Raw genomic sequence first — 21,029 nt, 5'->3', positions numbered from 1 at the left:
CGGGTCTCAGCCCTTCTTCTGGTTGGTCAGGGCGCGCTTGATGCGCCCGGCGGCACGGCGCCACAGCGGGCGCGGCGCGGCCGCCTTCTTCTTCGGGGCGGCAGCGGCCTGCTTCGTGGCCGACGGGGTGTGCCGGTCGATCACCGTGGCGGTGCCGTCGGCGGCGACCACCACGTCCACCGGGAGCCGGGTCCACTTGCGCTCACCGCGGGCCGCGGAGGGCACGCCGATCCGGACCGCCCAGCGCATGCCGGTGAGCTTCTCCAGCGGCAGTTCGGCGGTGACCGTACGGCCGTCCAGGGTGGCGTCGGCCGGGTACTTGCCGACGTTCTTGCGCTCGAAGCGGAGCTGGACCGGGTCCCCGCCACTCGCGGCGACGTGCAGCGGCAGGGGCAGCCGTACGACGGCACCCTCGACCGTGGCGTCGGCGGGCGGCATGACCGTGACCGCCTCGCCCTCCAGCTTGTTCGTGTGCTGGTCGACGTCGAGCGAGAGGTTGCCCGGTCCGTCGGTCCAGTACGGCAGGACGAGCCGCTGGGACTCGCCCGTGAGGGCGGCCAGGCGACCGGCCTCGACGTCCTCGCCGCGCACCGCGCCGAGCCGGGTCTCCTTGCTCCAGCCGCAGGACTTGATCCTGAGGTGCAGGTCCCAGATGCCCTTGTCGAGCGGGGCACCGGAGGCCGCGGTCTCGGGGTCGAGCTCGGCGCGGGCGGAGATCCGCTGCCGGAAGGCACCGTCCCTGGCCGGAACCTCGTGCAGTTCGCTCTTGACGGGGAGGTAGAACTGCCGGGCGTCCTCGCGGTGCCGGACCACGAGGTCGACGTCGCTCTTGGCCAGCGGGGCGTCCAGCGCGATGCCCTGGTCGTCGAGCGCCTTGAGGGCCTCGTCGGACAGCGGCAGGCCGAGCAGCCGTCGCTCGCCCTCCTGACGGAAGGTCATCGGCTCGTCGCCGATGTGCAGTTCGGAGTCGAAGCCGACGCTCAGGGTGCCGTCCCGCCACTCCAGCGAGGTGAGTTCGCCGGTCGGCCTGATCTCGGCCTCCCACTCGGCGAGGGTGCGGATGTCCTGGTAGCGGTCGGCGAAGACCAGCCCGGCGACGACCTTCTGGGTGAGGCCGAGACGGGCCACGACACCGGGTCCGAAGCGCTCGGTGACCACCTTGTGGATCTCGGTGTAGAGCTCCTCGGCGTAGTCCTCGGGCAGCTTGAGGAGGCGCTTGCCGCGCAGCCGCTCGACCATCTCGTTGCGCAGCCAGCGGCTGAACAGCTTGTCGCGCAGCGCGCCTGGCTCGGTCAGCGACTCGACGACGTCGAGGGCCTCGCGCAGGTTGCCGAAGTAGCCGACCGGGTCGAAGCGCTGGAATCCGGCGTTCGAGCCGTCGTCACGGGTGATGTGGTAGTAGCACAGGTAGTCGCCGAGGACGGAGACGTTCTTCGCGCGCAGGTAGGTCTCCACGACGAAGACGTGGTCCTCGAGCCGGCGGCGACCCTCCTTGAAGCGGATCCCGTGCTCGTTGAGGAACTCCCGGCGGAACATCTTGTGCGGGGTGAGGCTGTCGATCAGCGGCGCGTTCGACACGCTGGCACGCGGCCGGTTGACCCGGAACAGCTCCTGCGGGACCGGCCGTCCGATGCCCGCCATCTTTCCTACGACGACGTCGGCCTCGTTGGCCTTGCCGTAGTCGTACATCCGCTCCAGGGCCTCGTCGCCGAGCCAGTCGTCGTGGTCGACGAACATGACGTACTCGCCCCGGGCGGCGTCGATGCCGGTGTTGCGGGGCCTGCCCGACCAGCCGGAGGACTCCTGGTGGATGACGTGGAAGTGCGGGTGCTCGGCGGCGAGCTGGTCCAGGCGGGCCGGGGTCTCGTCGGTGGAGCCGTCGTTGACGAAGAAGACCTCGAACTCGTCCGGGGTCAGGCTCTGCCGGAGCAGGCCCGTGATGCAGTCCTCGACGTATTTGCCGGGGTTGTAGACCGCGATGACGACGCTGACCTTGACCGTCACGCCGTGTTCTCCTTCAGATGGACCCGGTGGATCTCCGGGAAGGCCTCGGTGAGAGCCGTGCGCCAGTCGCGCAGCGGCTCGATGCCGGCCTCGGCGAACCGGCCGTGACCGAGGACGCTGTAGGCGGGGCGGGGAGCGGGCCGCACGAAGGCCTCGCTGGTGGTGGGGCGGACCCGGTCCGGATCGGTGCCGAGCAGGCGGAAGATCTCCTGGGTGAAGCCGTGCCAGGTGGTCTCGCCGGAGTTGGTGCCGTGGTAGACACCGGCCGGGGCGGTACCGGCCAGGGCGCCGAGGCCCAAGTCGACCAGCAGACCCGCGAGATCGGCGCTCCAGGTGGGCTGGCCGCGCTGGTCGTCGACGACGTCGAGGGTGTCCTTGACGCCCTCCAGCTTGATCATCGTGCGGACGAAATTGGGGCCGCCGCTGCCGTAGAGCCAGGCGGTGCGCACGACGTAGCCGCGCTCGGTCGCCAGGACCGCCTTCTCCCCGGCCAGCTTGGTGCGGCCGTAGGCGCTGCGGGGCGCGGTGGGGGCGTCCTCGGCGTACGGCTCGGTGGCGTCCCCGGCGAAGACGTAGTCCGTGGAGACGTGCAGCAGGACGGCGCCGGTGCGGGCGCAGGCCTCGGCGAGGTGACGGGGCCCGTCGCCGTTGATGGCGAGCGCCTCGTCCTCACGGGTCTCGGCGTCATCGACGGCGGTCCAGGCGGCGCAGTTGACGACCACGGCGGGCCGGTGCTCTTCGAGTGCCGCGCTCACGGCGTCGGCGTCGGTGAGGTCCAGCGCCTTGCGGTCGAGGGCGACGAACCGCTCCCCCGACCGGTCCAGCTGGGCCAGGACGTCCTGGCCCAGCATGCCGCCCGCGCCCGTGACCAGCCAGGTGCGGTTGTCGGTCACAGCGCGGCCCGCTCCTTCAGCGGCTCCCACCAGGCACGGTTGTCGCGGTACCACTGCACGGTCTCCGCGAGGCCCTGCTCGAAGCTCTTGCGGGGCTCGTAGCCGAGCTCCTCGCGGATCTTCGTGCAGTCGACGGAGTAACGGCGGTCGTGGCCCTTGCGGTCCTCGACGTACTCGACGCTGGTCTCCCAGTCGGCGCCGCACGCCTTGAGCAGCAGCCCGGTGAGCTCCTTGTTGGAGAGCTCGGTGCCGCCGCCGATGTTGTAGACCTCGCCGGCGCGGCCCTTGGTGCGCACCAGCTCGATGCCCTGGACGTGGTCGTCGATGTGCAGCCAGTCGCGGACGTTGCCGCCGTCGCCGTACAGCGGGACCTTCTTGCCGTCGAGAAGGTTGGTCACGAAGAGCGGGATGACCTTCTCGGGGAAGTGGTGGTGCCCGTAGTTGTTGGAGCAACGGGTCACGCGCACGTCCAGGCCGTGGGTGCGGTGGTACGACAGCGCGATCAGGTCGCTGGACGCCTTCGCCGAGGAGTACGGCGAGTTGGGCTCCAGCGGGTGCGTCTCGGGCCAGGAACCCTCGTCGATCGAGCCGTAGACCTCGTCGGTGGAGATGTGCACGAAGGTCTTGATGCCGGCGCGGTGGGCCGCGTCGATGAGGGTGTGGGTGCCGACCACGTTGGTGCGCACGAACTCGGCGCCGCCGTCGATGGAACGGTCGACGTGCGACTCGGCGGCGAAGTGCACCACCTGGTCGTGCTCGGCCATCAGCTTGCCGACCAGCTCGGGGTCGCAGATGTCGCCCTGCACGAAGGCGAAGCCCGGGTGCTCGCGCACCTCGTCGAGGTTGGCCGGGTTGCCCGCGTAGGTCAGCTTGTCGAGGACGGTGATCGAGACGTCACCGGGGCCCTCGGGGCCGAGCACGGTACGGACGTAGTGCGAGCCGATGAAACCGGCCCCGCCGGTCACCAGAATCCGAGTGGTCATGAAGAGATCTGCACCTTGCTGTGATCACCGAGCACGAGCCGGTGTGCCTTGGGGTTACGGGGCGCGGGCGTGACCTCCACGTCACGTCCGATGAGCGAGGCCTCCACACGGCGCACGCCGGTCACGGACGAGCCACGCAGCACGATGGAGTACTCGATTTCGCTGTCCTCGATCCGGCAGTCCTCGGAGACGGACGTGAACGGGCCGATGTAGGCGTCGTTGACGACCGTGCCGGCGCCGATGATGGCAGGGCCGACGATCCGGCTGCCACGGACGCTGGCGCCCGCCTCGACGCGGACCCGGCCGATGATCTCGCTGGTCTCGTCGACCGTGCCCTCGTTCACCGGCTCGACGGTCTCCAGGACGGACCGGTTGACCTCCAGCATGTCGGTGACGTTGCCGGTGTCCTTCCAGTAGCCGGAGATGGTCGTGGAGCGGACGTCGCGCTTCTGGTCGATCAGCCACTGGATGGCATGGGTGATCTCCAGCTCGCCGCGCCAGGAGGGCTCGATGGAGCGGACGGCCTCGTGTATGGCCGGGGTGAAGAGGTAGACGCCGACGAGGGCGAGGTCGCTCTTGGGCTGCTTCGGCTTCTCCTCCAGGCCCACCACGCGGCCGTTGCCGTCGAGTTCGGCGACTCCGAAGGAGGTGGGATTGGGGACGCGGGTCAGCAGGATCTGCGCCTCGGGCCGCTCGGCGCGGAACTCGTCCACCAGACCGGTGATGCCACCGACGATGAAGTTGTCGCCGAGGTACATGACGAAGTCCTCGTCACCGAGGAACTCCTGCGCGATGAGGACGGCGTGGGCGAGGCCCAGCGGCGCTTCCTGCGGAATGTAGGTGACCTTGATCCCGAACTGGGAGCCGTCACCGACCGCCTCGCGGATCTCGTCCGCGGTGTCGCCGACGACGATGCCGACCTCGCTGATTCCGGCCTCGGCGATCGCCTCCAGGCCGTAGAACAGCACCGGCTTGTTGGCGACCGGCACCAACTGTTTGGCGGAGGTGTGGGTGATCGGGCGGAGGCGGGTGCCCGCTCCCCCGGAGAGCACGAGAGCCTTCACGAAAATCCCTATTTGTCTAAATTAAGTGTCAATCTCGGCTCACATCATAACCCTGAGGCCAGGCCGGGGATTCACCGGCCATTCACACGATTGATCACCGGTTGACAACTTTCCGTCGGACGCAATAGCCACAGAATCACGAAATCCGCCCCCGGCGAACCGGGAGCGGATTTCGATCTTCAGACGGCCGAAACTATTCGGTGACCGTCCGTCAGGCCTCGTCGGCCGTCAGGACTCGTCCGCCGTCAGGACTCCTCCGCCGGGGTCGACACGGACCGCGGCGACTGCTGCTCGGCCGCCACCGTCTTCTTCGACGTCGCCTTCTTCGCGGTCGTCTTCTTGGCGGCGGTCTTCTTCGCGACCGTCTTCTTGGCAACGGCCTTCTTGGTCGCGGCCTTCTTCGCCGTGGCCTTCTTCGCCGTCTTGCGGGCCGTCTTCTTGGCCGGAACCGCCTCCTCGGCGGGCTCCTCGACGTCCACGTCCACGTCGACCGGCGCCTCGGCCGAAGGCACGACCACGACGGCCGCCTCCTCGGACGCGGTGGGAGCGGTCGCCTTGCGGACGGCACGGCGGCGCGGACGGGCCGGGGCGGCGCTCTCGGCGACCGCCTCGGGCTCCGGCTGCACGGCCACCGGGGCCTCCTCGACCACCGGCGCCGTTTCGGCGACCGTCACCACGGCTGCCTCGGCACCCGTCGGGGAACCGGCCGGCGCCGACGCCCTGCGGGTGGCCCGGCGACGCGTACGGCCCTTGGGGGCGGCCTCGTCGGCGGCGGGCTCACTCACGGGAGCGGCCTCGACGACCGGATCCTCCGCCGCGACCGGCTCGGCCTGCACCTCGGCGGCCGGCTCCGGCTGCACGGGACGCTCGGCCTCGGCCTCGGCCGGCACGTCCTGAGCGGTCGGCACCTCGACGTCCTCGAAGACCGGGCTCTCCTGGTCGGCCGGCGCCTCGGCACCGCCCGACCGCCTCGACCCGGCACCCCGCGGGGCACCGGCAGGAGCGGACGCCCGGCGGCCGGCCCTGCGACGGCCACGCCCACGCGTGGCCGCGGCCTCCGCCTCGGCGACGCTGCTGTACAGCTCCTCGTCGGGCGCGAACTCGGCCGGGATGAGCACGATCGGCTCGGCCACCTCGGCGGCGAGCTCCGCCTCGGTCTCGACCTCGAGGTCCTCCTCGGGCGCCTCCAGGACGGCCCCGGCCTCGTGCGTGTGCTCCTGGCCGTCGCCGCCACGCCCGCGCTTCTTGCGCTTGCCGCCGCCACCGGCGGAGGTCGGCGTCTCCATGTGCACGATGACACCGCGGCCGTTGCAGTGGACGCAGGTCTCGGAGAAGGACTCCAGCAGGCCCTGACCGACCCGCTTGCGGGTCATCTGGACCAGGCCCAGCGAAGTGACCTCGGCGACCTGGTGCTTGGTCCGGTCCCGGCCCAGGCACTCCAGCAGACGCCGCAGCACCAGGTCCCGGTTCTGCTCCAGCACCATGTCGATGAAGTCGATCACGATGATGCCGCCGAGGTCGCGCAGCCTGAGCTGACGCACGATCTCCTCGGCCGCCTCCAGGTTGTTCCTGGTGACCGTCTCCTCCAGGTTGCCGCCCTGGCCGGTGAACTTGCCGGTGTTGACGTCGACGACGACCATCGCCTCGGTCCGGTCGATCACCAGCGAACCGCCGCTGGGCAGCCAGACCTTGCGGTCAAGGGCCTTGGCGAGCTGCTCGTCGATCCGGTACGTGGCGAAGACGTCGACCTCGGAGGTCCACTTCGACAGCCGGTCGACCAGGTCGGGCGCGACGTGCGAGACGTATCCGTGGATGGTCTCCCAGCCCTCGTCACCGCTGACGATGACCTTGGAGAAGTCCTCGTTGAAGATGTCGCGGACGACCCGGACGGTCATGTCCGGCTCGCCGTAGAGCAGCGTCGGCGCGTTGCCGCTCTTCGCCTTCCGCTGGATGTCCTCCCACTGCCCCTGGAGCCTCTCGACGTCGCGGCGCAGCTCGTCCTCGCTCGCGCCCTCGGCGGCGGTGCGCACGATGACGCCCGCGTCCTCGGGGACGATCTTCTTGAGGATGGTCTTCAGACGCGCGCGCTCGGTGTCTGGCAGCTTGCGGCTGATGCCGGTCATGGAGCCCTCGGGGACGTACACGAGGTAGCGGCCCGGGAGGGAGACCTGGCTGGTCAGACGCGCGCCCTTGTGCCCGATCGGGTCCTTCGTCACCTGGACGAGCACCGGCTGGCCGGACTTGAGCGCGGACTCGATGCGGCGCGGCCCGTTGGCCATGCCCAGCGCCTCGAAGTTGACCTCACCGGCGTAGAGCACCGCGTTGCGGCCCTTGCCGATGTCGATGAAGGCGGCCTCCATCGACGGCAGCACGTTCTGGACCTTGCCCAGGTAGACGTTGCCGACGTACGAGGTGGCCTGCTCCTTGTTGACGTAGTGCTCGACGAGCACACCGTCCTCGAGGACGCCGATCTGGGTGCGCTCACCGCTCTGCCGGACGACCATCACGCGCTCGACGGCCTCGCGGCGAGCGAGGAACTCGGCCTCGGTGATGATCGGGACGCGACGGCGCCCTTGCTCACGGCCCTCGCGGCGGCGCTGCTTCTTGGCCTCCAGACGGGTCGAGCCCTTGATGGACTGCACCTCGTCGGACGGCTCGGCCTTGGCGCGCGGCTCGCGCACCTTGACGACGGTCCGCTCGGGGTCGTTGTCAGCGGGCTCGATGTCGACGGAGGAGTCACCGGCCCGACGCCTGCGGCGACGGCGGCGACGGCTGGAGCTGGAGCCGCCGGACTCGTCCGAACGGGCGTCCTCGTCGTCCTCGTCGTCCTGCTCGGCGTCGTCGTCCTCCGGCGCGGACTGCACGGCCTGCGTGGACCGCCCGGACCGTCCGGTCTGCTCGGCGTCCTGTTCGTCCAAGTCCTCCGGGTCCTCGTCACCGGACGCCTCGGCGGACTCCCCGCGGCGACGGCGACGGCCACCGCGGCGGCGGCGCCTGCGCGACCCGCTCTCCTCGGCCTCGTCCTCCTCGACGGAGTCCTCGCCGGCGTCGTCCGCCTCTTCGTCGTCCACGACGGTCTCGACAACGGTCTCGGCGGCGGTCTCGGCGACCGTCTCCTGCGCCTCGGGCTCGTCACCAGCACCCCGGCGCCGGCGGCGGCGCCGCGACCCGGTCTGCTCCTCGGTGATCTCCTCGACCGGCTCGACGGACTCGGCCGGCTCGCTCTGCGCGACCTCCGCCTCGGCGGCGGCCTCGGCAGCGGCCCGCTGCGGGGTCTGGAACTGCGGCTCGGTGAAGACCGGCGCCTGGAACACGGCGACCGCGGGCCGGGCCGGCCGACGCGGCGAACCGTCCTCGCCCTCGGCACCGGCAGCGGCGGCGCGCCGCGGGGGCTCGGAGAACCCGGTGGCGGCCTGCCGGACGGACCGCCGACGGCCACGGCGCGGGGCGGCCTCCTCGGCGGCGGGAGCGGAAGCGGGGGCCTCGACGGCGGGCTCCTGCACGGCGCGGGCCTCGGCAGCCGGCTCGGACGGCGCGGCCTCGACGGCCTCGCCCTCCGGGGCACCGGCGGGCGCGGAGACGCGACGCGTGGCGCGGCGGCGGGTACGACGCGGACCCGCGTCCTCGGCATCGGCGCTCTCGGCGGGCACTTCGGCGGCCACCGGCTCGACGGTCTCGGTGACCTCGGCGGCGGCAGGTGCCGCCTCCACGGTCGCGGCGGCCTCAGGGGCACCGGCGGGGGCGGCGGCACGCCGCGAGGCACGGCGACGCGTACGCCCGGCGGGCGCCTCGTCGGCGGTCTCGGCGACAGCAGGCGTCTCGGCGCTCACCGCGGCCTCGGTCTCACCGGCCGCGGAGGCACCGGCGGGCGCGGACACCCGACGGGTCGCGCGCCGACGGGCACGCCCGGCGGGCGGAGCCGCGTCCTCGGCCTCGGTCTCTGCCTCGACGGCGGGCGCCTCGGCGGCGACCACCGGCACCACCGTCTCGGCGGCCTCGGGCGCCGCAGTCGCCCCAGCAGGGGCGGACGCCCGGCGGGTCGCACGGCGACGCGGACGCGCGGCGGGCGCGGCGGCCTCGCCGGGCTCCTGCGCCTCGGCGCTCTCGGTGTTCGCAGTGTTCTCGACGGTCTCGTCGAGCTTCTCCTCCTCGTCCGTGACGAGGTCCTCCGCCTCAGCGACCGGTACGGCCGGAGCGACGACCTCCTCGCCGCCCGGAGCGGCGGCGGCCGGCGGTCCCGCCGGCCTGGACGCGGCACGGCGCCGGCGACGCGGCGGCAGCGTGTCGCTGGGAGTGTTCTGTTCGGAACCCTCGAGGGGTTCGGTCGGCTCGAGCATGCGGGGTGTCTCCCGTCAGGCTCCCGGGCGCCGCACCTGGTCCGGCGAGGATGCCGGTGACGTCCGCGGCTCGCGCGTTGCGCGGTGCCGCCGTCCGGGGCGCGGGCGCCGCACGGGAGCTCTCTGTGTCCTGTCTCGCCGGTTCCGTACGCCCTTGTTGGGTACGGCCTGGCGAAAGTCTTGTGGTCGGTGCGCTGCCCGACCCAGGTGGCTCCCGAGTACGAGGGCTGCGCTACGACGCCCGTCCTTCGCGGGACCTTCCCTACGCCGGCGCCTTCGCGGCGGCAGTCGCTTCGGCCGTTGAGTGGGCCTCGACTGCCTCGCGGTCGGGCGCGAGCGGGTCGGTCACCGTGCCGGTCTCTTCATCGAGCAGCCCCTGCGCCAGCCTGGTCACCGCTGCGGCGACCGGCGGCGCCAGGTCGGCCACGGCGCGGAGACCGGACAGGACGTCGTCGGGTCGAACGGCAGGCGTCACGTGCCGAACAACCAGCCGCAGTATCGCACAGGGCTGGTCGGTCGGCCTATCAGCAGATTCACTGTGCGTTTCAAGTCGCACGACCGCGGGGCGGGCGTCGAAGGTCCGAAGGCCGTTCTTGGTGGTGCGCTGGACCTCGACCGCCTCGGCGGCGTTGAACGCGGCGACCGCGCGCCCGGCCTCCGCCGGGTCCACGCCGTCCAGCCTGAGCTCCCACACGGAAGCGGTGAGCCGGTCGGCGAGTCCCGAGGTCCGGGCCTCGACCGCGTCGACGATGTCGAGCCCGGCGGGCAGCGACTCGTCGAGGAGGAGCCGGAGCTTCTCCGGGTCGCGCGCCTGCGTGAGCGCGATCTCCAGGTACTCCGCCTCACTGCCCGTGCCGGTGGGTGCGGCATTGGCGTACGACACCTTCGGATGCGGCGTGAACCCCGCCGAGTACGCCATGGGCACCTCGGCACGGCGCAGCGCACGCTCGAAGGCGCGCTGGAAGTCACGGTGGCTGGTGAACCGGAGGCGGCCGCGCTTGGTGTAGCGCAGTCGGATGCGCTGCACCGCCGGTGCGGGCGGCGGGCCTTCGGGCTGTCGCTTGCCCAGTGTCGCTCAGTCCTTCGTGAGTGCGGTCGTACTGCTACCTAGAGTACGTGTGTCGGCGCCCGTCGGTTCCCGGGGGGACACCACCTGCGGTTGCCCCCGTTCCCCGAACAGCATGCGCCGGATGTCGGCCCGGGTCTGCCGTACGGACTCCCGGGCGGAGGCGAGCGTGGCCCGGGTGATCCGGCCCACACTGCGCGCGGCCTCGGCGACGGGGCGCAGTACGGCGTCCCGGATCACGTGCCCGACGGGGGTCAGGACCTCTCGGTACACCCAGCGCACCGGCTCGACGAAGATCCACCGGAAGAGGGCCGCGAGGAACCGGCCGACGGCGAGGGAGACGTGCCCGGCGATCCGCCAGGCGTGCCCGAGCGCGTCCCGGACTTCCCGGCCGACGACGACGAGAACCCTTCCCAGGGGCGCGAGGACCCAGCGCCACAGGGCGACCGCGGGCAGCACGAGCAGGATGCGGGCGATCCAGTACAGGGCGAGACCGATGCCGCTGAGGACGGCGCTCACCAGCCATGCGAGCCCTCTGGCACACCAGGCGATCGCACGCCCGACCGGCGTGAAGATCCAGACCAGCAGGGTGCCGGCGCCCTTGAGGAGCCATACGATCCCGTGCCCGACCGGAGTGAACACTCGGGCGTACACCCACGCCAGCGCGGCCAGGATCCCGTGCCCGACCGGGGTGAACGTGCGCGCGTACACCCACGCCAGGCCGGCCCCGATCCCCCGTACGACCCACGCGACGCCGCGCCCGGCCAGTGTGAGAAGCCGGACAAGCCCGGCGCCCAAGCCCTTGAGAAGCCACACCGTGCCCTGCCCGACCGGAGTGAGCACGCGCGCGTACACCCACCCCAGCCCTGCCCCGATGCCCCGCACGACCCACGCGACGCCGCGCCCGACCGGTGTCAGCACAGACCGGTACAGCCACACCAGGGGGATGACGAGGAGCACCTTGCCGAGCCATCCGACCGCTTTGGCGAGGGGCACGACGACGTATCGCCACAGGGCCACGCAGGGCCACACGACCAGGGCCCGCCACAACGGCCGCAGCACGCTGTCCCGCAGGAACCGCCCCACGACGACGAGCGCGTCCCACACGATCCGCACGGGCACGACCAGCACGAGCACGACGATGCGTACGGGGATGCGAATCGCGACAGTGAGACACCCCTCGGGCGGGGGCGGGGGCGCCTGTGGCGCGGGCTGCTTCTCCAGGTCCATAACGACGTAGACGCCTCAGTTCCCCGTCCGGATGCAGTACCGCGGCTCTGTGCCGGGCCGGTTCTGGATTCTCCACCATGCCGTCATGACGGGTCCGCTCGGGGACCTCGGTGAGAGCCCGTGCACTATGTCCCCATGATTACGCTCACGAAGGAAGACGGACCCGCCGACCTGGACGGCGTGACCCACCTGTCCATAGGGGCCTCCTGGGACCCCACCGCGGGCGCCAGCGGCGGGGTGATCGGAAAGCTCCGCCGCAAGACCGGCACCGATCTCGACCTGATCGCCATCGCCATGCACGACGGCGACCCGGTACGCCTGGCGGGCCTCGACTCGCTCGACCCCATCGGCAACGGCTCCCTGCTCCACAGCGGCGACAACCAGACCGGCCACGGGGACGGTGACGACGAGACGGTCACCGTCGAGTTCGCGAAGCTCCCGCCGCACATCACGTCGATCGTCTTCGTCGCCGCCGCCTACAAGAAGGGCAGCGCATTCCAGAAGGCCCGCAACATCAGCTTCAAGGTCTACGACGCCACCGGCGGCAGCTCCCAGCAGGTCGCCGACATCTGGCCCAGCATGCTCACCACGGACAACGGCTGCGCGGTCGCCAAGGCGGTCCGGGTCGGCACCACCTGGAAGCTCGAAGTCATCAACACCACCGGCAAGATCAAGCAGGGCGACGAACTGGCCCTGATGCGCTTCGCCGCGAGCAAGTAGCCGACGCCGGCACGAAGATCCGGGGGAGAGGGCCGGGGGCCACAGCAAGAGCGGCCCTCCCCCTCGCCCCCCGTTCCCCCTCTCCCGACCGATGAGTTCCGAAGCCCGACGGAGTCTGCCTCTGCAGAAGCGAACGTCGCGTACGCACTCTGTGAGGGAACCCATGACCGCACCAGCACTGCCTCCCGTCGTCGACGCCGAGACGTGGGAGCACCGGCTCGGGGAACTGCGAGCCCGGGAGAAGGCCGCCACGCGGGAACTCGACGCCATCGCGGCCGAGCGCCGCCGCCTGCCGATGGTGGAGATGCCCGACTACACACTGCGGGGCGAGGGCGGCCCCGTACGGCTGGCGGACGTCTTCGAGGGCAAGCGGCAACTGATCGTCTACCACCACATGTGGTTCGCGGGCCAGGAGTGGCAGTGCCCGGGCTGCACCGGCTTCACCTCGCAGTACACCCGCCTGGAGTTCCTGGACAACTACGACGCCCGGTTCGTCGTCGTCACCCAGGGCCCGATCGGGGAAGCCCTCGCCTACAAGGAGCGGGTCGGCAACAGGATGCCGTGGTACTCGACCGCGGACAGCCCCTTCGGGACCGACGTCGGCGCCCCGCCCGACGGGGGATTCGCGGTCAACGTCTTCCTGCGGGACGGCGACACCGTCTACCGCACCTGGCACACCAACGGCCGCGGCACCGAGCAACTGGGCCACACCTTCGCCCTGATCGACCTCCTCCCCTACGGCCGCCAGGAGCAATGGCAGGACTCCCCGGAGGGCTGGCCCCAGTCCCCCACCTACAGCCGCTGGGCCACATCGAAGGACATCGCAGCGCTCTACGGCCCGGACTCCCCCCACTGAGGCCCTCAGGACAGCAGAGGCCCCCTCCCGCGCGGGGAGGAGGCCTCGTCGTCACTCACCTCAGTGCGAATGCCCACTCGCGGCAGGGGCCCCCGCGTTCTTGACCGTCAACGGCAACAGCTTCTTCCCCGTCGGTCCGATCTGGATGTGGGTGTCGAGCTGCGGGCACACCCCGCAGTCGAAGCAAGGTGTCCACCGGCAGTCCTCGACCTCTGTCTCGTCGAGGGCGTCCTGCCAGTCCTCCCAGAGCCAGTCCTTGTCGAGGCCGGAGTCGAGGTGGTCCCAGGGGAGGACTTCCTCGTACGTCTTCTCGCGGGTCGTGTACCAGTCGACGTCCACGCCGAACGCGGGCAGCGTCTTGTCGGCGCAGGCCATCCAGCGGTCGTAGGAGAAGTGCTCGCGCCAGCCGTCGAAGCGGCCGCCGTCCTCGTAGACGGCGCGGATCACGGCGCCGATGCGGCGGTCACCGCGAGACAGCAGGCCCTCGACGATGCCCGGCTTGCCGTCGTGGTAGCGGAAGCCGATCGAGCGGCCGTACTTCTTGTCGCCGCGGATCTTGTCGCGGAGCTTCTGCAGGCGGGCGTCCGTCTCCTGGGCGGAGAGCTGCGGGGCCCACTGGAAGGGGGTGTGGGGCTTGGGGACGAAGCCGCCGATCGAGACCGTGCAGCGGATGTCGTTCTGGCCGGAGACCTTGCGGCCCTCGGCGATCACCTTCGTCGCCATGTCCGCGATCTGCAGGACGTCCTCGTCGGTCTCCGTCGGCAGGCCGCACATGAAGTACAGCTTCACCTGGCGCCAGCCGTTGCCGTACGCCGTCGAGACCGTACGGATGAGGTCTTCCTCGGACACCATCTTGTTGATGACCTTGCGCATGCGCTCCGAGCCGCCCTCGGGGGCGAAGGTCAGGCCCGAGCGGCGGCCGTTGCGGGTCAGTTCGTTGGCCAGGTCGACGTTGAAGGCGTCCACGCGGGTGGACGGGAGGGACAGACCGATCTTGTCCTCCTCGTACCGGTCCGCCAGGCCCTTCGCGATGTCGCCGATCTCCGAGTGGTCCGCGGACGACAGGGACAGGAGGCCCACCTCCTCGAAGCCCGTCGCCTTCAGGCCCTTCTCCACCATGTCGCCGATGCCCGTGATGGAGCGCTCGCGGACCGGGCGGGTGATCATGCCCGCCTGGCAGAAGCGGCAGCCGCGGGTGCAGCCGCGGAAGATCTCCACGGACATGCGTTCGTGGACCGTCTCCGCGAGGGGGACGAGGGGCTGCTTGGGGTACGGCCACTCGTCCAGGTCCATGACCGTGTGCTTGGACACGCGCCACGGAACGCCCGACCTGTTGGGGACCACGCGCGCGATACGGCCGTCGGGGAGGTACTCGACGTCGTAGAAGGCCGGGATGTACACCGAGCCCGTCTTGGCGAGGCGGAAGAGGACCTCCTCGCGGCCGCCCGGCCGGCCCTCCGCCTTCCACTCGCGGATGATCTGCGTCATGTCGAGCACGGCCTGCTCGCCGTCGCCGATGATCGCCGCGTCGATGAAGTCCGCGATCGGCTCGGGGTTGAAGGCCGCGTGGCCGCCGGCCAGCACGATCGGGTCGTCGAGGCCGCGGTCCCTGGACTCCAGCGGGATGCCCGCCAGGTCCAGCGCCGTCAGCATGTTGGTGTAGCCCAGCTCGGTGGAGAAGGACAGGCCGAACACGTCGAAGGCGCCCACGGGCCGGTGGCTGTCCACCGTGAACTGCGGGACCCGGTGCTCGCGCATCAGCGCCTCCAGGTCCGGCCACACGCTGTAGGTGCGCTCGGCGAGGACGCCCTCCTGCTCGTTCAGGACCTCGTAGAGGATCATGACGCCCTGGTTGGGCAGCCCCACCTCGTACGCGTCCGGGTACATCAGTGCCCAGCGGACATCGCAGGACTCCCACGGCTTGACGGTGGAGTTGAGCTCACCGCCGACGTACTGGATCGGCTTCTGCACATGCGGGAGCAGAGCTTCGAGCTGCGGGAACACCGACACTGCGGTTTCGGCTGACATCTCGCACTTCCATGGACGGACAGGGGTGACCATCTAGCCTAACGCGGCCGCGGCCACCCCCCGTACGCCCGAAAGGTCACAGGGCGTCCGCCGCCCCCTTGATCCCGTCCCAGAACCCGGGCAGCTCCGTCTCCACCGCCGCCGCCCGCCGCTCCTCGCGCCCGTACAGCAGCCCGTACGTGAAGGCGCTCTCTCCGGCCGCGTGGGCGACCGCGGACAGCTCGCGCAGGGTCTGCCGGGCCATCACGCTGTCCTGGTGCTCGCCCAGCAGGTTCTGGAGCGCCTTCATGGACTTGACCATGGTCTTGGCCGGCTTGCCGAGGGCCGGGCCGGCCGCCTCGGCCGCGTAGCGGGTGCGCTTGGTCTTCTTGCGGGCCTCGTGGATCGCGAGGTCCCGGTCGGTGCCGGGCTCCAGTTCCAGCGCCTGTCCTACGAGCCCGGAGACCTTGCGGAACTCCTTCCGCACGACCTCGGCGATCACCTTGTGAGGCTTCTTCCCGGCCGCCTTGCGCAGTGGCGGGTCCGCGATCAGCGCGTCGAGGCTGTCCAGCAGGGCGAGATGGCGCCGGGAGTCCAGCACCCCGACCAGCCGCGGGCTCACCCCGCCCCGCTTGCCCGCGGACCAGGCGCTCAGGCGTTCGGCGACGGGCCCCGAGACCAGCGTCGCGGGCACCTCGTCGAGGGACGCCGACAGGCGCTCGGCGAGTACCTCGCGGTCCCGGTCCACGCCCAGTTCGCCGGCGAGCCACTTCAGCTCGTCGCCGATCGGGTCGGTGACGGTCCGGTCGAGGACCTTGCCGTACGACGTGAGGGTGCTGCGCAGTCGGCGGGTGGCGACGCGCAGGCCGTGCACGGAGTCCTCGACGCCCTGGCGGACGGCCGGGTCGAGCCCGACGATCACGTCCCGCTGGGCACGGACGTACGCGAGGACATGGTCGCCGGCGGTCACCGGGTCCGCGGTGACGGGGCTTTTCTTCGCGGGCGCGGTCTCCGCGAGGGCCCGGGCCAGCTTCGAGGAGGACCCGGAGGGCCGTACGCCCGCCTTGCGCAGGCGCTTGTCGACCTTGTCGAGGAAGACGGGGTCGCCGCCGTCGGCGAGTTCCACCTCGATCTCGGTCCACTGGGCAGTCCCGACGCCGCCGCTGAGCCGCTCGGCGTGCACGGCGTCGACGCTGACCTCGGCGAGCAGTTCGCCGTCCGCGTCGAGGAGGTGGCGCACATCGCGCTCGGAGCGCAGCCGCACCACGGGCAGCAGTTCCACGTCCCGGACGCGGGAGCGGACCAGGGCGGCGAGTTCGTCGGGGAGGGTGTCGGAGAGCGGGGCCCGGATCTCGTCGCGCACGCCCGGGGAGACGGGGAACTTCAGGTGCCAGCCCGCGTCCGATCCACCCGTGCGGCGGCGCAGGGTGATCGAGGACGCCATGAGACGTTCGTCGGGTGTGTCGTAGTAGGTGGCGTCCAGCCGCGCGACTCCCTTGTCGACGACGGTCTCGACGCCGGCGACTCCGGTCAGGTCGGGCAGGCCGCTGTCCTCGGACTCATATTTGCGTTCGATCTCCCGCTTCGTGTCCGCCATGAGTCGAATCTAGTGGTCGGCCCCGGGTTCCGGCAGAGGGTCACCGCCACCCGGGGCACCCCGGCTACGCCGACATGGGCCGCTGGACCTTGATCGACTGCAGCAGCCCTATGGCCACCCACACCGCGAACATCGACGATCCGCCGTACGACACGAACGGCAGCGGCAGACCGGTGACCGGCATGATCCCGAGGGTCATGCCGATGTTCTCGAAGGCCTGGAAGGCGAACCAGGCGACGATGCCGGCGGCCACGATCGTGCCGTACAGCTCGGTCGTCTCGCGGGCGATCCGGCAGGCCCGCCACAGCACGACCCCGAGCAGGACGATGATCAGGCCCGCGCCGAGGAAGCCCAGTTCCTCGCCGGCGACGGTGAAGACGAAGTCGGTCTGCTGCTCGGGGACGAACTGGCCCGTGGTCTGCGAGCCGTGGAAGAGCCCCGCGCCGGTCAGTCCGCCCGAACCGATGGCGATCCGGGCCTGGTTGGTGTTGTAGCCGACGCCCGCCGGGTCGAGGCTCGGGTTGGCGAAGGCGGCGAAGCGGGCGATCTGGTACTCGTCCAGGATGTGCAGCTGCCAGACGGCGATCGCGCCGGCCGCGCCCGCGCCGAGGAGCCCGAAGACCCAGCGGTTGGAGGCGCCGGAGGCGAGCAGCAGACCGAGCACGATGATGACCATGACCATGACCGACCCGAGGTCGGGCATGAGCATCACGATCAGCATCGGTACGGCGGCCAGGCCCAGCGCCTGGAGCACGGTGCGGTGGTCGGGGTAGGGCTTGTCGCCCGCGTCGACGCGGGCCGAGAGCAGCATCGCCATGCCGAGGATGATCGTGATCTTCACGAACTCCGAGGGCTGGAGCGAGAAGCCGCCGCCGAGCACGATCCAGGAGTGGGCGCCGTTGACCGTGGAGCCCAGCGGGGTCAGGACCAGCAGGATCAGCAGGAGCGAGGCGCCGTAGAGCAGGGGCACGGCGGTGCGCAGCGTGCGGTGGCCGACCCACACCACGCCGATCATCAGGGCGAACCCGATGCCGGTGTTCATGAGGTGCCGGATCAGGAAGTAGTACGGGTCGCCCTGGTTGATCTCGGTGCGGTTGCGGGTCGCCGAGAAGACCAGGACCGAGCCGATCATGGACAGGGCGAGGGCCGAGAACAGTATCGGCCAGTCCAGCCGGCGGGCGAGCGAGTCGCGGGCCAGCAGCCGGGTCCAGCCCGCGCGCGCGGGGCCGTACCCGGAGACCTGGAAGCTGTTCGCTCCGGTCATGTGAGCATCCTCCGGCTCCCCCTGCTGCGGCGCCGCCTTCGGGTGTCACGGTTCCCGTTGGCCGGCGTGTTCACGGTCGCGCCCTGCTGTGTCGCGTCCGGCGCGGGCGTGGCCTCCTGGCTCGCCCGCTGGTCCTTGGCCGGGTCCTTGGAGATCTTCGGGGACTTGATGGTCCCGTCCGTCTGGACCTTGGGCAGGCTCTTCTCCGGGGTGGGCAGCAGCGCGTGCTTCTTGTCGATGGTGCCGTCGGCCGAGACGCCGTACATGGCGTTGTAGATGTGGCGCACGGCCTCACCCGAGGCGCCGGAGCCGGTACCGGCCTGGGCGATCGTCATGACGACCGTGTAGTCCTTGGAGTACGTGGCCAGCCAGGACGTGGTCTGCTTGCCGTAGACCTCGGCGGTGCCGGTCTTGGCGTGCAGCGGGATCTTGTCCTGCGGCCAGCCGCCGAACTTCCAGGCGGCCGTACCGCGGGTGACGACGCCTTCCAGGGCGGTGTCCATGCCCTTGAGGGTGGCCTGGCTGATCGGAAGCCTCCCGGTCGCCTTGGGCTTGATCTCCTGGACGGTCCTGCCGTCGGCGCTGATGATCGCCTTGCCGATGCTCGGCTGGTACATGGTGCCGCCGTTGGCGAGCGCCCCGTAGATCCTGGCCTCCTGGATCGGGGTGACGAGGGTGTCGCCCTGACCGATGGAGTAGTTGATGGAGTCACCCTCGCGCATCTTGTTGCCTTCGAGGCAGTTCTCGTACGCGATCTTCTCGACGTAGCTGCCGTCCTTCTTGCCGGTCCGGCACCAGGCGTCCTTGTTGGCCTTCCAGTAGGACTCCTTCCACTGGCGGTCGGGGACGCGGCCGGTGACCTCGTTGGGGAGGTCGATGCCGGTCTCCTTGCCGAGGCCGAACTGGTGGGCGGCCTTGTAGAAGTAGTCCTTCGGCTCGCCCTTCTTGGGGTTGATGCCGCCGTCCTTCTTCCACTCCCGGTCGGCGAGGCCGTAGAAGACGGTGTCGCAGGAGACCTCCAGGGCGCGGCCGAGGGAGATGGGGCCGAAGTTCTCGCCCTCGAAGTTCTTGAAGACCTGGCCGCCGACCGAGTAGGAGCTGGTGCAGGGGTAGCCGCCGTCCCAGACGTAGCCGGCCTCGACCGCGGCGGCCGTGGAGACGACCTTGAACGTCGAACCGGGTGCTGACTGACCCTGTATGGCCCTGTTGAGCAGCGGGTAGTCGGAGTTCTTGCCGGTGAGCTTCTTGTAGTCCTTGGCGGAGATGCCGCCGACCCAGACGTTCGGGTCGTAGGTCGGGGCGGACGCCATCGCCACGATCCGGCCGGTCTTGGCCTCCATCACGACGACGGCGCCCGAGTCGGCCTTGTAGTTCTCGCCGGTGATCTTGTCGAACTGCTTGCGGGCGGTCTTCATCGCCTGGTTCAGCTCGTACTCGGCGACTCGCTGGACGCGGGAGTCGATGCTGGTGACGAGGTTCGCGCCGGGCTGGGCCGCGTCGGCCTCGGCCTCGCCGATGACACGGCCGAGGTTGTCGACCTCGTAGCGGGTGACGCCCGCCTTGCCGCGCAGCTGCTTGTCGTACTGGCGCTCGAGACCCGAGCGGCCGACCTGGTCGGAGCGCAGGTAGGGCGAGTCGGTGTCCTGGGCCTTGGTGATCTCCTCGTCGGTGACCGGGGAGAGGTAGCCGAGGACCTGGGCGGTGTTGGCCTTGCCGGGGGCGGCGTAGCGGCGCACGGCCTGCGGCTCGGCGCTGATGCCGGGGAAGTCCTCGGCGCGCTCGCGGATCTGCAGGGCCTGCTTGGGGGTGGCCTCGTCGGTGATGGGGATGGGCTGGTACGGCGAGCCGTTCCAGCAGGGCTGGGGGGTCTTCGCGTCGCAGAGCCGGACCTTGAGCATGACGTCCTGGGCGGACATGCCGAGGACCTTGGCCAGCTTGGCGAGGACGGCCTTGCCGTCGTCCCTCATCTTCAGCAGGTCGGTGCGGGAGGCGGAGACCACAAGGCGGGTCTCGTTGTCCGCCAGCGCCACTCCGCGGGCGTCCAGGATGGAGCCGCGCACGGCGGGGTCGACGACCTGCTGGACGTGGTTGCCGGAGGCTTCCTTGGCGTACGCGTCGCCCTCGCGGATCTGGAGGTACCACAGGCGTCCGCCGAGGGTGCCGAGGAGGGACAGCACGAGGATCTGGATGACGACGAGCCGGATCTGGACCCGTGGGGTCCGTCCGGTCTCGGGGATATTGGTCACTGCGGCTGCCGCCCCCTCTCAGTGTGTGTATGTGTCATATACGGCGAAGCTGTGAACGCGGTCCGCCGACTCCCGTGGGGTCACAGCCGCTTGACCCCCTTGACGCGGCCCACCCGCGTGGTACGGGTCCGCGTCCTGGTCTTCAGGCCGCCGAGGCCGCCGCGCTGACCGCCGATCTTCAAGCCGGTGCCCGAGGAGAGCCAGCCCGAGGAGATGTCCGCCGACTTGGCCGATGAACCGGCCTCGGCGAGCGGGTCGTTGTCGGCGCGCCGGGCGAGCGCCATGATGCCGGGCACGACGAACGGGGCGAGCAGCAGGTCGTACAGGGAGGCGGTGAACAGCAGGCTGGGCAGGCCGACATGGCGGGCGGCGGTGTCGCCGACGAGGGCGCCGACACCGGCGTACAGCAGGGTGGTGCCGATGGCGGCGGCGACCACGACGAGCATGGGGCCGGTGGCCGACTTGAGTCTGCCGTTCTCCGGTTTGGCGAGCCCCGCGAGGTAGCCGATGACGCACAGCACCAGGGCGTATCGCCCGGCGGCGTGGTCGGCGGGAGGCGCGAGGTCGGCGAGGAGACCGGCGGCGAAGCCGACGAGGGCGCCGCCGACATGGCCGTAGACCAGGGCGAGGCCGAGGACGGTGAGGAGCAGCAGGTCGGGGACGGCGCCCGGCAGGTGCAGGCGGGCGAGGACGCTCACCTGGATCACCAGGGCGACCACGATCAGGGCGGAGGACAGCAGGATCCTGTTGACGCGCATGACT

At 70.8% G+C, this 21,029-nt stretch carries 14 protein-coding genes; 2 read left to right on the top strand and 12 right to left on the bottom strand.

Annotation, left to right across the window (positions count from 1 at the left end):
- Nucleotides 1–6 precede the first annotated feature (6 nt).
- From ACFVYN_RS02600 to ACFVYN_RS02570, 7 genes are all read right to left on the bottom strand, one after another.
- A complete protein-coding gene (locus ACFVYN_RS02600; protein ID WP_389991393.1) occupies nt 7–2,004 on the bottom strand; it encodes a glycosyltransferase family 2 protein in 1,998 nt (665 codons plus the stop codon).
- The gene (gene rfbD, locus ACFVYN_RS02595; RefSeq protein ID WP_389991390.1) at nt 2,001–2,897 is read right to left on the bottom strand and encodes a dTDP-4-dehydrorhamnose reductase; all 897 of its coding nucleotides are present in this window, start codon (nt 2,895–2,897) and stop codon (nt 2,001–2,003) included. The genes ACFVYN_RS02600 and rfbD overlap by 4 nt, the downstream gene beginning before the upstream one ends.
- Nucleotides 2,894–3,880 carry a dTDP-glucose 4,6-dehydratase gene (gene rfbB, locus ACFVYN_RS02590; RefSeq protein ID WP_330266958.1) on the bottom strand — a complete coding sequence of 329 codons (987 nt, stop codon included), beginning with the start codon at nt 3,878–3,880 and terminating at the stop codon, nt 2,894–2,896. The genes rfbD and rfbB overlap by 4 nt, the downstream gene beginning before the upstream one ends.
- Entirely contained in the window at nt 3,877–4,944 is a 1,068-nt protein-coding gene (locus tag ACFVYN_RS02585) for a glucose-1-phosphate thymidylyltransferase (RefSeq protein ID WP_389991387.1), read from the bottom strand. Before ACFVYN_RS02585 ends, rfbB begins: the two co-directional genes overlap by 4 nt.
- 245 nt (nt 4,945–5,189) lie before the next feature.
- On the bottom strand, nt 5,190–9,281 hold the full coding sequence (locus tag ACFVYN_RS02580; protein WP_389991384.1) for an Rne/Rng family ribonuclease: 4,092 nt from the start codon (nt 9,279–9,281) through the stop codon (nt 5,190–5,192).
- 262 nt (nt 9,282–9,543) lie between these two features.
- On the bottom strand, nt 9,544–10,308 hold the full coding sequence (locus tag ACFVYN_RS02575; RefSeq protein WP_389991381.1) for a TIGR03936 family radical SAM-associated protein: 765 nt from the start codon (nt 10,306–10,308) through the stop codon (nt 9,544–9,546).
- Nucleotides 10,309–10,356: 48 nt separating this feature from the next.
- Nucleotides 10,357–11,577 carry a hypothetical protein gene (locus tag ACFVYN_RS02570; protein ID WP_389991378.1) on the bottom strand — a complete coding sequence of 407 codons (1,221 nt, stop codon included), beginning with the start codon at nt 11,575–11,577 and terminating at the stop codon, nt 10,357–10,359.
- Nucleotides 11,578–11,712: 135 nt separating this feature from the next.
- Here ACFVYN_RS02570 and ACFVYN_RS02565 point away from each other — a divergent pair, with 135 nt between their 5' ends.
- Both ACFVYN_RS02565 and ACFVYN_RS02560 read left to right on the top strand, forming a co-directional pair.
- Nucleotides 11,713–12,297 carry a TerD family protein gene (locus tag ACFVYN_RS02565; protein WP_389991375.1) on the top strand — a complete coding sequence of 195 codons (585 nt, stop codon included), beginning with the start codon at nt 11,713–11,715 and terminating at the stop codon, nt 12,295–12,297.
- Between the two features lie 163 nt (nt 12,298–12,460).
- Nucleotides 12,461–13,153, top strand: a complete 693-nt coding sequence (locus ACFVYN_RS02560; RefSeq protein ID WP_389991372.1) for a DUF899 domain-containing protein — start codon at nt 12,461–12,463, stop codon at nt 13,151–13,153.
- A gap of 60 nt (nt 13,154–13,213) precedes the next feature.
- On the opposite strand, the gene ACFVYN_RS02555 is transcribed toward ACFVYN_RS02560, so the two are convergent.
- The 5 genes from ACFVYN_RS02555 to mreD form a co-directional block, all read right to left on the bottom strand.
- A complete protein-coding gene (locus ACFVYN_RS02555) occupies nt 13,214–15,181 on the bottom strand; it encodes a TIGR03960 family B12-binding radical SAM protein (RefSeq protein ID WP_389991369.1) in 1,968 nt (655 codons plus the stop codon).
- Between the two features lie 76 nt (nt 15,182–15,257).
- Complete coding sequence (locus ACFVYN_RS02550) at nt 15,258–16,757, bottom strand: CHAD domain-containing protein (RefSeq protein ID WP_389991366.1); 1,500 nt, start codon at nt 16,755–16,757, stop codon at nt 15,258–15,260.
- 64 nt (nt 16,758–16,821) lie between these two features.
- A complete protein-coding gene (gene rodA / locus ACFVYN_RS02545) occupies nt 16,822–18,021 on the bottom strand; it encodes a rod shape-determining protein RodA (RefSeq protein ID WP_389991363.1) in 1,200 nt (399 codons plus the stop codon).
- The gene (gene mrdA, locus ACFVYN_RS02540; RefSeq protein ID WP_389991360.1) at nt 18,018–20,267 is read right to left on the bottom strand and encodes a penicillin-binding protein 2; all 2,250 of its coding nucleotides are present in this window, start codon (nt 20,265–20,267) and stop codon (nt 18,018–18,020) included. Before mrdA ends, rodA begins: the two co-directional genes overlap by 4 nt.
- Nucleotides 20,268–20,347: 80 nt before the next feature.
- Nucleotides 20,348–21,025, bottom strand: coding sequence for a rod shape-determining protein MreD (gene mreD, locus ACFVYN_RS02535; protein WP_389991357.1), 678 nt, complete (start codon nt 21,023–21,025; stop codon nt 20,348–20,350).
- Nucleotides 21,026–21,029: the final 4 nt, after the last annotated feature.

This window comes from Streptomyces sp. NPDC058307, assembly GCF_042880295.1.
GTDB lineage: Bacteria > Actinomycetota > Actinomycetes > Streptomycetales > Streptomycetaceae > Streptomyces.
The sequence above is the reverse complement of the archived record's forward strand: the minus strand, read 5'-3'. Positions and strand labels throughout refer to the sequence as shown.

What these genes read in the sequence shown, in the direction of transcription:
- rfbB (WP_330266958.1), bottom strand. Translation starts at nt 3,880, where the DNA reads ATGACCACTCGGATTCTGGTGACCGGCGGGGCCGGTTTCATCGGCTCG.
- ACFVYN_RS02580 (WP_389991384.1), bottom strand. Translation starts at nt 9,281, where the DNA reads ATGCTCGAGCCGACCGAACCCCTCGAGGGTTCCGAACAGAACACTCCC.
- ACFVYN_RS02570 (WP_389991378.1), bottom strand. Translation starts at nt 11,577, where the DNA reads ATGGACCTGGAGAAGCAGCCCGCGCCACAGGCGCCCCCGCCCCCGCCC.
- ACFVYN_RS02565 (WP_389991375.1), top strand. Translation starts at nt 11,713, where the DNA reads ATGATTACGCTCACGAAGGAAGACGGACCCGCCGACCTGGACGGCGTG.
- ACFVYN_RS02560 (WP_389991372.1), top strand. Translation starts at nt 12,461, where the DNA reads ATGACCGCACCAGCACTGCCTCCCGTCGTCGACGCCGAGACGTGGGAG.
- ACFVYN_RS02555 (WP_389991369.1), bottom strand. Translation starts at nt 15,181, where the DNA reads ATGTCAGCCGAAACCGCAGTGTCGGTGTTCCCGCAGCTCGAAGCTCTG.
- ACFVYN_RS02550 (WP_389991366.1), bottom strand. Translation starts at nt 16,757, where the DNA reads ATGGCGGACACGAAGCGGGAGATCGAACGCAAATATGAGTCCGAGGAC.
- rodA (WP_389991363.1), bottom strand. Translation starts at nt 18,021, where the DNA reads ATGACCGGAGCGAACAGCTTCCAGGTCTCCGGGTACGGCCCCGCGCGC.
- mreD (WP_389991357.1), bottom strand. Translation starts at nt 21,025, where the DNA reads ATGCGCGTCAACAGGATCCTGCTGTCCTCCGCCCTGATCGTGGTCGCC.